This window comes from Streptomyces sp. NPDC090106 (genome assembly GCF_044747265.1).
Lineage (GTDB): Bacteria > Actinomycetota > Actinomycetes > Streptomycetales > Streptomycetaceae > Streptomyces.
In genome coordinates this window covers 177,047-189,681 of the sequence record NZ_JBIVDS010000013.1, presented here as the reverse complement: position 1 = coordinate 189,681, position 12,635 = coordinate 177,047, and the positions used below count along the sequence as shown (strand labels likewise).

The 12,635-nt window shown below is 71.5% G+C and carries 14 protein-coding genes and 6 tRNA genes; 12 read left to right on the top strand and 8 right to left on the bottom strand.

Going from position 1 to position 12,635, the window contains the following annotated elements:
* Window positions 1-190: 190 nt before the first annotated feature.
* The 4 genes from ACIPSE_RS35395 to ACIPSE_RS35380 all read left to right on the top strand — a co-directional run bounded on the left by ACIPSE_RS35395 (window position 191) and on the right by ACIPSE_RS35380 (window position 2,978).
* Window positions 191-463 (top strand): hypothetical protein, encoded by a 273-nt coding sequence (locus ACIPSE_RS35395; protein WP_401670987.1) that lies wholly within the window; start codon window positions 191-193, stop codon window positions 461-463.
* Between the two features lie 249 nt (window positions 464-712).
* The gene (locus ACIPSE_RS35390; protein ID WP_401670985.1) at window positions 713-910 is read left to right on the top strand and encodes a hypothetical protein; all 198 of its coding nucleotides are present in this window, start codon (window positions 713-715) and stop codon (window positions 908-910) included.
* Window positions 911-1,638: 728 nt separating this feature from the next.
* A complete protein-coding gene (locus tag ACIPSE_RS35385; RefSeq protein WP_401670983.1) occupies window positions 1,639-2,613 on the top strand; it encodes a phosphotransferase in 975 nt (324 codons plus the stop codon).
* 80 nt (window positions 2,614-2,693) lie between these two features.
* Window positions 2,694-2,978, top strand: coding sequence for a zf-TFIIB domain-containing protein (locus ACIPSE_RS35380; protein ID WP_401670980.1), 285 nt, complete (start codon window positions 2,694-2,696; stop codon window positions 2,976-2,978).
* Window positions 2,979-3,038: 60 nt separating this feature from the next.
* Here ACIPSE_RS35380 and ACIPSE_RS35375 read toward each other — a convergent pair.
* From ACIPSE_RS35375 to ACIPSE_RS35355, 5 genes are all read right to left on the bottom strand, one after another.
* Window positions 3,039-3,110, bottom strand: a tRNA-Val gene (locus tag ACIPSE_RS35375).
* A 32-nt stretch (window positions 3,111-3,142) separates the two neighbouring features.
* A tRNA-Val gene (locus ACIPSE_RS35370) sits at window positions 3,143-3,214 on the bottom strand.
* A 23-nt stretch (window positions 3,215-3,237) separates the two neighbouring features.
* A tRNA-Val gene (locus tag ACIPSE_RS35365) sits at window positions 3,238-3,309 on the bottom strand.
* Between the two features lies 1 nt (window position 3,310).
* Window positions 3,311-3,384 (bottom strand) — tRNA-Cys (locus ACIPSE_RS35360).
* Between the two features lie 39 nt (window positions 3,385-3,423).
* Window positions 3,424-3,496, bottom strand: a tRNA-Gly gene (locus tag ACIPSE_RS35355).
* Window positions 3,497-3,674: 178 nt separating this feature from the next.
* Between ACIPSE_RS35355 and ACIPSE_RS35350 the strand changes: the two genes are divergently transcribed.
* The 3 genes from ACIPSE_RS35350 (at window position 3,675) to ACIPSE_RS35340 (ending at window position 6,515) form a co-directional block, all read left to right on the top strand.
* Window positions 3,675-4,715 (top strand): chorismate-binding protein, encoded by a 1,041-nt coding sequence (locus tag ACIPSE_RS35350; RefSeq protein WP_401670978.1) that lies wholly within the window; start codon window positions 3,675-3,677, stop codon window positions 4,713-4,715.
* Between the two features lie 81 nt (window positions 4,716-4,796).
* Window positions 4,797-5,618, top strand: coding sequence for an aminotransferase class IV (locus ACIPSE_RS35345; RefSeq protein WP_401670976.1), 822 nt, complete (start codon window positions 4,797-4,799; stop codon window positions 5,616-5,618).
* 72 nt (window positions 5,619-5,690) lie between these two features.
* Complete coding sequence (locus ACIPSE_RS35340; RefSeq protein ID WP_401670974.1) at window positions 5,691-6,515, top strand: GNAT family N-acetyltransferase; 825 nt, start codon at window positions 5,691-5,693, stop codon at window positions 6,513-6,515.
* Between the two features lie 15 nt (window positions 6,516-6,530).
* On the opposite strand, the gene ACIPSE_RS35335 is transcribed toward ACIPSE_RS35340, so the two are convergent.
* Window positions 6,531-7,067, bottom strand: a complete 537-nt coding sequence (locus ACIPSE_RS35335; RefSeq protein WP_401670972.1) for a DsbA family protein — start codon at window positions 7,065-7,067, stop codon at window positions 6,531-6,533.
* Window positions 7,068-7,261: 194 nt separating this feature from the next.
* Between ACIPSE_RS35335 and ACIPSE_RS35330 the strand changes: the two genes are divergently transcribed.
* Entirely contained in the window at window positions 7,262-7,705 is a 444-nt protein-coding gene (locus ACIPSE_RS35330; RefSeq protein ID WP_401670970.1) for a hypothetical protein, read from the top strand.
* Between the two features lie 207 nt (window positions 7,706-7,912).
* Window positions 7,913-8,065 carry a hypothetical protein gene (locus ACIPSE_RS35325; RefSeq protein ID WP_020138043.1) on the top strand — a complete coding sequence of 51 codons (153 nt, stop codon included), beginning with the start codon at window positions 7,913-7,915 and terminating at the stop codon, window positions 8,063-8,065.
* 80 nt (window positions 8,066-8,145) lie between these two features.
* On the opposite strand, the gene ACIPSE_RS35320 is transcribed toward ACIPSE_RS35325, so the two are convergent.
* Complete coding sequence (locus ACIPSE_RS35320; RefSeq protein WP_401670968.1) at window positions 8,146-8,706, bottom strand: CGNR zinc finger domain-containing protein; 561 nt, start codon at window positions 8,704-8,706, stop codon at window positions 8,146-8,148.
* Between the two features lie 331 nt (window positions 8,707-9,037).
* On the bottom strand, window positions 9,038-9,451 hold the full coding sequence (locus ACIPSE_RS35315; RefSeq protein ID WP_004002642.1) for an SsgA family sporulation/cell division regulator: 414 nt from the start codon (window positions 9,449-9,451) through the stop codon (window positions 9,038-9,040).
* A gap of 191 nt (window positions 9,452-9,642) precedes the next feature.
* On the opposite strand from ACIPSE_RS35315, the gene ACIPSE_RS35310 reads away from it, so the two are divergent.
* The 3 genes from ACIPSE_RS35310 (at window position 9,643) to ACIPSE_RS35300 (ending at window position 12,635) form a co-directional block, all read left to right on the top strand.
* On the top strand, window positions 9,643-10,092 hold the full coding sequence (locus tag ACIPSE_RS35310) for a TIGR02611 family protein (protein WP_401670966.1): 450 nt from the start codon (window positions 9,643-9,645) through the stop codon (window positions 10,090-10,092).
* Window positions 10,093-10,134: 42 nt separating this feature from the next.
* Window positions 10,135-10,206: transfer RNA gene (locus ACIPSE_RS35305), tRNA-Val, on the top strand.
* A 1,139-nt stretch (window positions 10,207-11,345) separates the two neighbouring features.
* Window positions 11,346-12,635 carry an ABC transporter substrate-binding protein gene (locus ACIPSE_RS35300; RefSeq protein WP_401670963.1) on the top strand — a complete coding sequence of 430 codons (1,290 nt, stop codon included), beginning with the start codon at window positions 11,346-11,348 and terminating at the stop codon, window positions 12,633-12,635.

Genomic DNA, 12,635 nt, shown 5'->3' with positions numbered 1-12,635 from the left:
TGCCCGGTCCGTGTGACGAGCGACAGCTTACGTTTCCACGGCCGCCCGCGCGCAGAGGCCGCGCCCTCTCGTCCCGACGGATTGTCAGTGCCGGGTGGGAGAATTGAGGGGTGGTCAGGGAAGTTCCGGGCAGGGCGGGTTCGGTGGAGGGCCGGATCTAACTGCCCGCCACGGAAGGGGGATTGGACCCGTGAAGGGTGACCGTGTGGAGATAGTCGTGGATGCCGGGGACACGACACGCACCTACGAGGTCGTGGCCAGCAGGGCGGGCCGCCGGGTGGAGACGGCGGTACGCCGAGGTGTCGTGGAAGTGAGCGAAGTCACGCGGAGCGGATCCGTCGTGCGCACCGCCCGCTTCATGGCGACCAGGGTCCTGGCCCTGGTCGAGCAGCCGGTCCCACGAGAGGACAGCTCGGAGAAGAGCGCGACGAAGAGCGCGACGAACAGCGCGGAGAACGGCTAGCGGAAACCAGGGCAGAGCGGGCACCCCCTCCGGGAAGACCCGGAGACCTGTGTTCCCGTCTCCACCCAGGGGAGTAGACCGCACCGGACGGCTCATCCTCCGGGAGGCCCGCCAATCGGTACGAGGGCATGACGTGCGAGAGGCGCCACGAGCCTAGATTTGAGGTCAAGCGGCGGATGCAGCACTCGTCCCCCGAGGTCAGACATCCGCCGCTGCCAAACGACAACTGAGACGGTCAGGAGAGGGACCATGGCTCTGACGGCACCGCGGACACAGCTCCGCACATCCGAGCGCACGGCGGTGCGCCCCCGCCGACAGGGCCGGCGCCACCCCTTGGTGGCGACGCTGATGGCCCTTCCCCTGGCGGCACTGCTCCTCCTCGTCTTCGACGGTTGGGAGACAGTGGCCACACAGGCGTCGTCCGTGGGAGTGATGCTGGGGCGCTGAGCGGCGACCCCAGGCCCGGAAGAGCGGTCCGGGCGGGGACATCCCACCCATGAAACCCCGTGGGGACGGGGGTGCGGCGGACGGCAAAAATGCCGGCGTAGCTGGGGAGCTACGCCGGCATTGCTTTTCCCCCACGCCTGCGACCAGCAGCCCCGCCTAGGCCACTTCCCTGCCTGCGGCCGGCGGCCTCGTCCGGGCTTCCTCCCTGCCTGCGACTGTCAGCCCCACCTGAGCCTCTTCCCCTACTGCGCCCAGCCGCCCTGCCCGAGCCTCTTCCCCGACTGCGCCCAGCCGCCTCGCCCGGGCTTCCTCCCCAACTGCGGGCAGTCGTGCCGCCCGAGCCTCCTCGCTGGCTGCGGCCAGCCGTCCTGCCCGGGCTTCCTCCTTGGCTGTGGCCAGCAGCCCCGCCTGAGCTTCTTCCCTGGCTGCGGCCAGCTGCCTCGCCCGGGCTTCCTCCTCAGCTGCGAGCAGTCGTGCCGCCCGAGCCTCCTCGCTAGCTGCGGCCAGTCGCCCTGCCCGAGCTTCTTCCCTGGCTGCGGCCAGCTGCCTCGCCCGATCCTCCTCCCCAGCTGCGGGCAGTCGTGCCGCTGGGGCGGCACGGGTGGGCGCGGCGGCACCCTCCCCGCGGCGGCAAGCGCCCCCACCCCGCCCCGCGCCACCCTCCCCCCCCGGCGGAGCCCCCGTACCCTCGCGACCAGACACCACCCCGCACACGCCGAGGGAGCCCCGTGACACCCGCCACCCCCTTGCTCGCCGAGCTCAGCACCAGGGCCCGGGCCAGGGCCCACGCGACCACGCTGCCCCCCTGCCCCTGCGGAGCGACCGCCACCCTCGCCGACCGCCCCGACGCGACGGTCGTCCGCCACGAGGACACCGTCGCCAAGGCCCATGCCCCCGGCACCGACCCCGCCGCGCTCACCACCCGCCTCGCCGTCGCCGCCCACCTCCCCGGCATCCTCCTCCCCCCACTCGCCCCGACCCCGGTCACCCTCCACGGCCGCCTCGCCACCTTCTGGCCCTACGGCACCCCCGTGGACCCCGACGACCCGGACGCGGCCCCCTGGGAGGAGGCAGGCACGCTCCTCGCCCGCCTCCACCGCACACCCCCGCCCACCACCCGGCCCCTGCCCCCGATGAGAGGCCCGGCCAAGGCGGCCCAGGCGGTCACGGCGCTGAGGGCGCTCCTCGGCGCCGAGGACAGCCGGGACCACCCCGTCCTCACAGCCTGGTCCGCCCTCCCCGCCTGGGCCCGCGCCGAGGCCCCCATGCCGGACGGCCGGGGCGACGGCGGCCCCCGCACCCTGTGCCACGGCGACCTCCACCTCGGCCAGCTGGTCCGCCACCCCGCCCCCGACGGCCCGTGGCTCCTCATCGACGTCGACGACCTCGGCACCGGCACCCCCGCCTGGGACCTGGCCCGCCCGGCCGCCTGGTTCGCCTGCGGCCTCCTCCCGCCCGACGAGTGGACCCGTTTCCTGGACGCCTACCGGGCCGCGGGCGGTCCGGCCGTCCCACCGCACGGTGACCCCTGGCCCGCCCTGGACGTCGCGGCCCGCGCCCTGACGGTGCAGACGGCGGCGAGGGCGATCGTCAAGGCCGAGGCGGCGGGACACGCGCTGGACGAGGTCGAGCGGGCCCTCGTCGACGCCTGCGCGCGAATGACCCCCGTCCCGCCCGAGTTGACGTACGAATCATCCAAGTAGGGTGCAACCGACCGCGGCCGGACAGAGTCTGTCCTGGCGAAACGTGAAGCAGGACCTACCGGCGAGGAGTTGAGCCGAGCATGCAGTGTCCTAAGTGCCATGCGCCCATGCACACCTACAACCGCAACGGCGTCCAGATCGAGCAGTGCAGCAACTGCCGGGGGATCTTCCTCGACTACGGCGAGCTGGAGGCGCTGACCCGGGTGGAGTCGCAGTGGACCCAGCCCGCCCCGCCGCCCCCGGGCGCCCCGCAGGCCTACCCGGCGGCTCCCGCCTGGGGCGCCCCGCACGGCGGTCACCACGGCGGCGGCCACTACGGCCACAAGCGGCACAAGAGCTTCGGCCACATGCTCTTCTCCAGCTGACGCACGGCGACGCCGAGACACGAAGAAGCCCCCGACCAGATGGCCGGGGGCTTCGGTGTGTGGACGATACTGGGATTGAACCAGTGACCTCTTCCGTGTCAGGGAAGCGCTCTCCCGCTGAGCTAATCGTCCGCGGGATCACGACCGGGGTCGTGGATCTTGCGTGCGCGATACTGGGATTGAACCAGTGACCTCTTCCGTGTCAGGGAAGCGCTCTCCCGCTGAGCTAATCGCGCGGGTCGAAGCCCTGAGGCTCCAGTGGACGATACTGGGATTGAACCAGTGACCTCTTCCGTGTCAGGGAAGCGCTCTCCCGCTGAGCTAATCGTCCTTGGAGGTGGAGACGGGATTTGAACCCGTGTAGACGGCTTTGCAGGCCGTTGCCTCGCCTCTCGGCCACTCCACCAGGAGTGTAGGGGTTCGGGAAGATCCCCTTGCTCTTTCGAGCGAACGACGAGGTTCGAACTCGCGACCTCAACCTTGGCAAGGTTGCGCTCTACCAACTGAGCTACGTTCGCCTGTCATTCCGTTCCGCTTGCGCGTCTCGGCGACGTGTTGAACTCTAGCGGATTCCTGGGCCAGTACAAAAACGCGTTTGTGCAGCGTGCTGCCCTGCGCTCCCTCGTGGACCCCGCCGGCCTCCCCCGGGGGACATGACCAGGTCACCTGTCCGACACCCGCCCTAGACTCGACCGCGTGCACGACCTCCCTCCTCTCGCCCGGTTCGGCCACCGTGTGGCCACCGGACTCCTCGACGTGACGACCGACCCGGCGGCCCTGGACTCCACCGGCCACTGGGCCGTCGCCGCCGACTTCGAGGGCCGTCTGACCTGCGCCCGCTTCCAGGACGTACGGGAGGAGCCCGTGCCCGCCCCCGTGCCGGGGCAGTGGCGCGGACCGGCCCCCGCGGACTGGACGACGTCCCTGGACCGCGCCGGGTACACCGCGGGCGTCCGGCGCATCCGGGAGCACATAGCCGCGGGCGAGGTCTATCAGGCGAACCTCTGCCGGGTCCTGAGCGCACCGGTCGCCCCCGACGCCGACGTGGACGCGCTGACGGCGCTGCTGGCCCGCGGCAACCCCGCCCCCTACGCCGGCACGATCCGGCTGCCGGCACAGGGCGTGGAGATCGCCACCGCCTCACCCGAGCTGTTCCTGCGCCGGGACGGGCGGACCGTCGAGTCCGGTCCGATCAAGGGCACCGGGCGCACCGAGGCGGACCTCCTGGAGAAGGACTACGCCGAGAACGTCATGATCGTGGACCTCGTCCGCAACGACATCGGGCGGGTCTGCGCCACCGGCAGTGTCACCGTCCCCGACCTGTGCGCCGTGGAGAAGCACCCGGGCCTGGTCCACCTCGTCTCGACCGTGCGCGGCGAGCTGCGCGCCGGCGCCGGCTGGCCGGAGCTGCTCGACGCGGCCTTCCCGCCCGGCTCGGTCACCGGCGCCCCGAAGTCCAGCGCCCTGCGGATCATCGAAGCGCTGGAGACGGCACCCCGCGGCCCCTACTGCGGCGGTGTCGGCTGGGTCGACGCCGACCGCGGGACCGGCGAGCTGGCCGTCGGCATCCGCACCTTCTGGATCGACCGGGACGCGGGCGAGCTGCGCTTCGGCACCGGCGCGGGCATCACCTGGGGTTCCGACCCCGAGGGGGAGTGGCGGGAGACCGAGCTGAAGGCGTCCCGGCTGCTCGCGGTAGCGTCGGGGACGTACGAGGTGAGTGAAGAGGGCGCCTGACCACGCCGCACGGCCCGGAGGACGACCGTCGGAGCCGCGGCCGACACGGCGCCCCGGCGCAGACTTGCGAGGAAGAGACCAGTGAAGCTTTGGCTCGACGGTGGGCTCACGGACACCGACTCCGCCCGTGTCTCCGTCTTCGACCACGGACTGACCGTGGGCGACGGCATCTTCGAGACGGTGAAGGCGGTCGAGGGCCGTCCGTTCGCGCTCACCCGGCACCTCGACCGGCTGACCCGCTCCGCGCGCGGCCTCGGGCTGCCCGACCCCGACCTGGACGAGGTGCGCCGCGGCTGCGCCGCCGTCCTGGAGGCCAATCCCATGCCGCTGGGGCGGCTGCGCATCACCTACACCGGCGGCCACGGCCCGCTCGGCTCCGACCGCGGAGAACACGGCCCGACCCTGGTCATCGCCCTCGGCGAGACCACCCGGCGCCCCGACTCCACGGCCACCATCACCGTCCCCTGGACGCGCAACGAGCGCGGCGCCCTCGCGGGCCTGAAGACCACCTCGTACGCCGAGAACGTCGTCGCCCTCGCCCGCGCGCACGAGCGGGGCGCGTCCGAGGCGCTGTTCGCCAACACGGTCGGGCAGCTCTGCGAGGGCACCGGCTCGAACGTGTTCGTGGTCCTGGACGGCGAGATCCACACCCCGCCCGTCGCCTCCGGCTGCCTCGCGGGCATCACGCGCGCGCTGGCCGTCGAGTGGACCGGCGCGCGCGAGACCGACCTGCCGCTGGACGTCCTGGAACGGGCCGAGGAGGTCTTCCTCACCTCCACGCTGCGCGACGTCCAGGCCGTGCACCGGGTCGACGACCGTGAACTGCCCGGTGGACCCGGCCCGGTGACCGCCAAGGCCGTGCGCGTCTTCGCGGAGCGCGCCGCGGACGACCTGGACCCCTGAGCCGCTCGGGCCCGGGGGAGCGGGGAAAAAAACGGGCTGACTCAGGTTGCCCGGGCGGGTAGAACTCCCGTGATGACCACGACCCTGCGGCCGACCGAGCCGCTCCAGCGCCACGCCGACGGTACGCGTTCACGCCACTACCAGGTGTGCGTGAACAGCCGTCCCGTCGGCGCGGTACACCTCGCCACGGTGCCCGGGTTCGGCGACTCGGTCGCCTCCGTCGACGACCTGCGGATCGAGGAACCCGACCGCAGGCGCGGCCGGGGCACCGTCGCCGCGCTCGCCGCCGAGGAGATCGCGCGGGGCTGGGGCTGCCAGGAGATCCAGATCGCCCTGCCGGGGACGGCCGAGGCCGCGCTGCGGCTGGTCGCGGCGGTCGGCTACGTGCTGCGCAACCGCGGCATGGCGAAACGCCTCGGCGACACCCCGCCCGCCCTGCCGGAGGGCAGCCGCGGCCGGCCGATGACCCAGGCCGAGTTCGACGCCTGGCAGGCGCACGAGACGGACCGCTACGCGCGCGACTGGATCGCCCGGGGCGTACCCGAGGAAGCCGCCCGCGCGAAGTCGCGCCGCGACCACGAGGTGCTCCTCCCGCAGGGCCTCGCCTCGGCCGACACCTGGTTCAGCGTCCTGGAGCAGGACGGCACCCGCGTGGGCACCCTGTGGCTCGCGCTGCGCGACGGTCTGCCGTTCGTCTACGACGTCGAGGTCGACGCGGCGCACCGGGGCCGCGGACACGGCCGCACGCTCATGCTCCTGGCGGAGACCCAGGCGCACGGCATGGGCCAACACGCCCTGGGGCTCAACGTGTTCGCGGACAACCCGCCGGCCGAGCGGCTGTACGAGTCACTCGGCTACGAGACGACGCGGTACGTCTTCCGCAAGGCGCTGCTGTGACGGCGACGGGCGCCGTCAGGCGTCCCGCTCCGCCAGCAGCCGGTCCGCGATCTCCTCGACGCGCTCGCGCAGTCCCTCCTGGCTCTTGCCGCCGTCGAGCCGCTCGCCGCCGATGACATAGGTCGGGGTGCCGGTCACGCCGATCGCCTTGCCCTCGGCCTGGTCGGCGTCGACGATCAGGATGTGCCGGCCGTCGATCAGCGCGGTGTCGAACTCCTCGGCGTCCAGACCCAATTCACCGGCGATCGCGACCAGGAGGGGTTCGCCCTCACGGTCCAGGTCCCCGACCCGGCCGAGCACCGCCTCGACGTACTCCCAGCCCTTGCCCTGCTCCAGGGCCTCCTCGGCGGCCTGCGCTGCGGCAAAGGCGTGCTTGTGCTTCTCCAGCGGGAAGTGCCGCAGCCGCAGCTCCAGCCGGTCGCCGTACCGCGCGCGCAGGGCCCGGACGTCGTCCAGGGCGCTGCGGCAGTCGGGACACTGGAGCTCGCACCAGACGTCCAGGACGACGGGGGCGGCGGGAGAGACGGGAGAGGCGGGGGAGGAGTCACTCATGGTCACAGTCTCCCAGCCGGACCCCTGCCGACCCAATCGACCCCGATGCCCCTGCCGGGTACCGGCACCTCCGGAGGAGCCGACCCGGAGATGTCCCTGATGTCCCGCCGGACCGTGGCATCCCGGGGTGGCGTCGGTGCAGGATGGAAGGGACGAAACCGCCCCGCCCGAGTGAGCCCTGCCTGGAGGACCGGATGATTGCCGAGACCGTCTGTTCCGCCGTCTCCGCGGCCGGCCTGGGCATCGCCGCGGTCACCGCGTACCGAAAGCGCTTCCTCGCGGCGACCCGGATCGCCGCCTACTCGCTGATCCCGATCGGCCTGGTGATGACCGGAGTCGTGGAGTGGCTGAGCGACACCGCGTTCAGCATCACGGCCTGGGCCGGGGTCGGCGTGCTCGGCCTGTCCTGGCTGCTCTTCGCGTCCACCCGCGCGGTGGAGCGCCGGCGCGGGGGCACCCGCAAGGAGCGCAGGGCCGCGGCCCGCTCCGCCCGGCCCGACGCCGTCGCGCCCACGGCCTCGGCGCCCTCGCTGGGCCCCTCGGCCCGCCCGGCGGCCCGGCCCGCGAACACGGCCCCCGCCGCGGGCGCCGACGACTTCAGCGACATCGAGGCCATCCTCAAGAAGCACGGCATATGAACCCGCCCTCAGGGGGTGCGGCCTACGGACCCGCGCCGAGCAGGGCATATGACGGACGCACGGAGGACTGAAACGACACAGTTCCGTCGCTCGATCGCACAGGCGTAAATCCGACGGCGTTACGTCACGGAATCCAGCGAACAGCCCTTCTTTTCCGGGCGTGTTGGTCAACGGAGGGGTCCGAACTGCGTCATCATCGCCCGCGAGATGCTGGACACGACACAGAGCGACGCCGCGCCACCTCAGGACGAGCCGCGCGGGTGCCTTTTCGCCCTTTCCCAGCCACCGCTGATGATCTTCCTTGCGGTGATCGGGTGTCTGCTGCTCATGGCTGCGCTGCACGATCTGCTGCTGCTCTGAGCCGTACCCGTGGTACCCGGCGTCACCCGCCGGGTATCACGACGACACCGGTGTCCGTGCCGGACGCCGGCGCCCGTGTCTCAGCCCGCGGCCTCTTTGCGGCGGGCCCGGTAGGCGGCCACGTGCAGGCGGTTCCCGCAGGTACGGCTGTCGCAGTAACGGCGTGACCGGTTCCGGGACAGGTCGACGAAGGCGTGCCGGCAGTCCGGGGCCTCGCAGCGCCGCAGCCGCTCCTGCTCGCCCGCGACGACGAAGAAGGCCAGCGCCATCCCGCAGTCGGCGGCCAGGTGGTCGGCGATGGACGCGCCGGGCGCGAAGTAGTGCACATGCCAGTCGTAGCCGTCGTGATCGGTGAGCCGGGGCGTGGTGCCCGCCGAGGCCACCAGTTCGTTGATCAGTCCTGCGGCGGTCCGCGCGTCCGGTGCCGAGAAGATCGCGGCGAGCCGGCCGCGGATCTTGCGCACCGCCGACAGGTCGAACTCCGACAGGACTCCGACATCACTGATCTCGTGCTTTCGTACGAAATCCTCGAGAGCGGCCAGATCCGGCAGCGCGTCCGGGGTCGTGGCGTCCTCCGGTGCGGTGTTCACCAGATCGACCACGGCATCAAGGGCACACCGGGTGTCATGGGTGATCAGCACGATTCGCTCCCTGGCCTGGGGGGTCGGGCGGGCGCCCGCCGATGCTGGCCGATGGTAGTGGCTCCGTGCCCGCTCGTACCGGGCCCGGACATGCGGGCATCGTCACGGCGACAGCGGCGGCGCGGACGGTGTAGGGCCTGAGCGGGGGCGGCACGGGGCCAGGACTGCCCGGGGCGCGGTCCGCGGGGGAGCGGCGGGGTGGGAGCGCACGCACCGGCGCCGCCCCGCGAGAATCCGCGGCGACGGCGCCGGTGGGTCCAGCTATTCGGTTGTACAGGCCCGAGCCGTCACCCCGAGTCGACGGCGCCGGGCGGCTTCGTGAGCCCTCGCCCTAGCTCTCCGCCAGGATGTGCGAGAGCTCCTGATCCAGATCGAAGTGGCGGTGCTCCGTGCCCGGGGGCACGGCGGCGTCCGTCCGCTTCAGGAAGGACTCCAGCGCACGCGCCGGGGCCTCCAGCAGCGCTTCCCCCTCCGGGGAGCTCAGGGCGATGCAGACGACGCCCTGACCGTGGCTCCGGGACGGCCAGACACGGACGTCGCCGGTGCCGGTGGGCCGATGCAGGCCCTCGGCGAGGAGGTCGCGGGCGAACACCCACTCGACGGTTTCCTCGGCTCCGGTGTGGAAGGTGGCGTGCACGGCGTAGGGGTCGGCCGTGTCGTACCGCAGGCCTGCGGGGACAGGCAGGGAGGACTCGCTCGACACAACGAGGCGCAGGTGCAGCTCGCAGCTGACCGTGGTGTTCATAAGCGCCAGGGCCTTTCGCTCAGTGTGCGCTCGGGGATTCGCACGTCGGCGAAATCGACATGCCACCTACGGTGCCGTTGTAAACCCCTCTGAGTGTTTTGCGTGCCTTTACGTAACTCTTCCGGCCGAGAACCGGTTCGGGCGCTACGACCATTCCGGTGACTGGTTTCCCTCGGGTAAAGTTTGGCCGTATGAATACGGGGAGTGACAAGCCGGGCGAGGTGGCCGTGGCGGATCAGGCCGGTGCCGAGGGCGCGACGGACGAACAGCCGCTGGGCTCCAGGGCGCCGGCCTTCGTCAAGGCCCGCCGGGCCCTGCATCTGAGCTGGCAGGTGGGCGTTTTCGTCATCGGACTCGCGGTCGTCGTCGCGGGCATCATCATGCTGCCGCTGCCGGGCCCCGGCTGGGTCGTGATCTTCGGCGGCATGGCGATCTGGGCGACCGAGTTCGTCTGGGCCCAGCTCGTGCTGCGGTGGACCAAGCGCAAGGTGACGGAGGCGGCGCAGAAGGCGCTCGACCCGAAGGTCCGCCGGCGCAACATCGTCCTGACGTCGATCGGGCTGGTGATCATCGCCGCGGTCGTCGGGGTCTACCTCTACAAGTTCGGCTTCGAGATGCCCTGGAAGATCGAGGACCAGTGACCGGAGCGCCCCCTGACATGGGGTAATGTTCTCCCTGCGTCCGGGCGATTAGCTCAGTGGGAGAGCGCTTCGTTCACACCGAAGAGGTCACTGGTTCGAACCCAGTATCGCCCACCCGGATCCGACGGCCCGCCTGCGAAACCGCAGGCGGGCCGTCGGCGTACCCGCCCCTGCCGCGGTGCCGCCGCCCCCGCCGACCGGCCTTCGGCTCGGCCGCCTTCGCGCACCCCGTCGCGTCCCGCGCTCCAGCCCCGCCCCTGCGGCCCCCGGCCCGACCCTGTGCTCGGGTTCCGCCTCCCCGGCCCCGTCGTCGAACCCCTGCGCTCCAGCTCGGCCCCTGCGGCCCCCCGCCCAACGCTGTAATCCAGGTCCGGCACCGCGGCCCCGTTGTGCCTCTGCGCGCCGGCCCCGGCGCTCCGTCCGGGCCGCCCCGACGCAGCGTCCACAGCCCGGGGCTTCGCCCCTCGCGGCCTTGGGCCCGGCCCTGAACCCGCACAACCTCGCGGCCTGCCTCCCCCGTGGACCTGAACCTCGGGACCCCTGCCCCCTCGTGGACCTGAACCTCGCGACCCCTGCCCCTGAGGCGTCTGAAGTCCTGAGGCGTCTGAAGTCCTGAGGCGCCTGAAGTTCTGAGGTCCCTGCGCCCCCTCGCGGGACTTCGCGGCGGCGGCTTCGCCCTCCGTAGTCCCAGCTCAGAGCCCCCATCCCCTGCCGCCCCCTCCGGCTCCGCCCGTCAGTGGTCGAGCCTCCATCCACCCGCGGCCTCGGCTCCCTCCCTCCCGTGGCCCGGCCCCGAACCAGTCCTCCCGCTCTCGAACCAGCCGTCCCAGCCCCGAGCCCGCTGCCCCGGTCTCGCACCAGCGTCCGCCCCCCACCGGTCGCCCCGCCCCCGAGCCGGCCACCCCGCATCCGACCCCACGGCCCCGGCCGCCCTTCGCCACGCCACCACCCCCCAGCCCCGGCCACCACCCCCGCACCTCCGCTCCACCCCCGGCGGATTTCCGCCGGGGGTGCATTCAGGTCCGACCCGGCAGATCCTGTTCGACCGATCGACCCCAGCCGCCCCACCTGCGGCTTCGTCCACCCGTACGGGCTCGGTGCCTCCGGCGGACCGTCGACCTGTCCGGTCGCGTCCGAAGAAATTCCTGTCCGAATCATTGACGCACCCCGAGCCCCTTCGTACCTTGTGCCAGCAAGCGCTTACTTGAAACGATTCATGCAGTCGACGACGACGTCGCGGGGAGGGCCCGATCATGGGAACCAGCAGGAATGTGGAGAGGCGGACGATCCTGAAGGTGGCCGGCGCTTCGGCGGCCACGCTCGGGCTCGGGGCGACCACCGCGTGCGGTGGTGACAGCGGCGGTTCCGGGGACGGGACGGTGACACTCCGTTACGCCTGGTGGGGTGGTGAGCCGCGGACCATCGCCATGAAGAAGGCGATCGCGGTCTTCGAGAAGAAGAACCCGAAGATCAAGATCAAGCCGGAATTCACTGACTATGCAGCGTTCTGGGAGAAGTTCCAGACGCAGGCTTCCGGCGGTAATCCCCCGGACGTTTTCCAGAATGCGGTCGGGTTCCTCCGCAAGTACGACAAGCGCGGTGTTCTGCTGGATCTCAAGTCGCAGGCGGACTCCGGGAATCTGAGCCTGGACAACTTCCGCAACGGTGTTCTGGCGAACGGTCAGGTCGACGGCAAGCAGCTCGGCGTTCCGGTCGGCGCCAACACCATGTCACTGGTCATCGACCTCAAGGCCTTCGAGAAGGCGGGCGTCGAGGCGAAGTTCGGCTGGACCTGGGACGAGTACTTCGCCGCCCTCCAGACCATCCAGGACAAGCTGAAGATCTCCGGTGACACCGGCTACTTCGGCATCATGTACCTGTACGACCTGTACCTCCGTCAGAACGGCAAGGCGTTCTTCACGGATTCCGATCTCGGCTTCACCGAGGACGACCTGACGCAGTGGTGGACGGACGGCTACAAGCGCGTCAAGTCCGGGCTCGTCGCCGACCCGAAGAAGATCGAGCAGGTCAACCCCAAGTCCGGTCTCTCCGCGGGCCTCGCCGCCTCCGAGTTCACCTGGGACAACTTCTCCATCCGCTACGAGGGCGAGGGGGAGTCCGACTACGGCCTCGCGCCGATCCCCACCACCGACGGCAAGCAGACCGGCCAGTACCTCGGCTCGCTGATGCTCAGCGCCTTCTCCGGCACCAAGCATCCGGCGGAGGCCGCCAAGTTCATCTCCTTCATGGTCCACGACCCCGAGGTCGGCAAGATCATGGGCTACGACCGGGGCATCCTCTCCACCACCGAGCAGTACGACGCCTTCGTCCCGACCGACGACAACAACAAGGGCGTCAAGGCGTACGAGGAGGAGGTCGCCGCGGCCGGCGTGCTCGGCAAGATCACCCCGCACCCGTCCGGCGCCGATGTCATCGAGGCGGCGTTCCTGCGCATCGGCGGTGAGGTCGCCCAGGGCAAGACCAAGCCGGCCGACGCCGCCAAGGCGCTGTTCAGCGAGGCCAAGGCCGCGTTCGCGGGCTGA

Excerpts from the sequence above, each read along its gene's own strand:
- ACIPSE_RS35315 (WP_004002642.1), bottom strand. The coding sequence starts at position 9,451 with ATGAACACCACGGTCAGCTGCGAGCTGCACCTGCGCCTCGTTGTGTCG.
- ACIPSE_RS35310 (WP_401670966.1), top strand. The coding sequence starts at position 9,643 with ATGAATACGGGGAGTGACAAGCCGGGCGAGGTGGCCGTGGCGGATCAG.
- ACIPSE_RS35335 (WP_401670972.1), bottom strand. The coding sequence starts at position 7,067 with ATGAGTGACTCCTCCCCCGCCTCTCCCGTCTCTCCCGCCGCCCCCGTC.
- ACIPSE_RS35330 (WP_401670970.1), top strand. The coding sequence starts at position 7,262 with ATGATTGCCGAGACCGTCTGTTCCGCCGTCTCCGCGGCCGGCCTGGGC.
- ACIPSE_RS35300 (WP_401670963.1), top strand. The coding sequence starts at position 11,346 with ATGGGAACCAGCAGGAATGTGGAGAGGCGGACGATCCTGAAGGTGGCC.
- ACIPSE_RS35340 (WP_401670974.1), top strand. The coding sequence starts at position 5,691 with ATGACCACGACCCTGCGGCCGACCGAGCCGCTCCAGCGCCACGCCGAC.
- ACIPSE_RS35325 (WP_020138043.1), top strand. The coding sequence starts at position 7,913 with ATGCTGGACACGACACAGAGCGACGCCGCGCCACCTCAGGACGAGCCG.
- ACIPSE_RS35380 (WP_401670980.1), top strand. The coding sequence starts at position 2,694 with ATGCAGTGTCCTAAGTGCCATGCGCCCATGCACACCTACAACCGCAAC.
- ACIPSE_RS35390 (WP_401670985.1), top strand. The coding sequence starts at position 713 with ATGGCTCTGACGGCACCGCGGACACAGCTCCGCACATCCGAGCGCACG.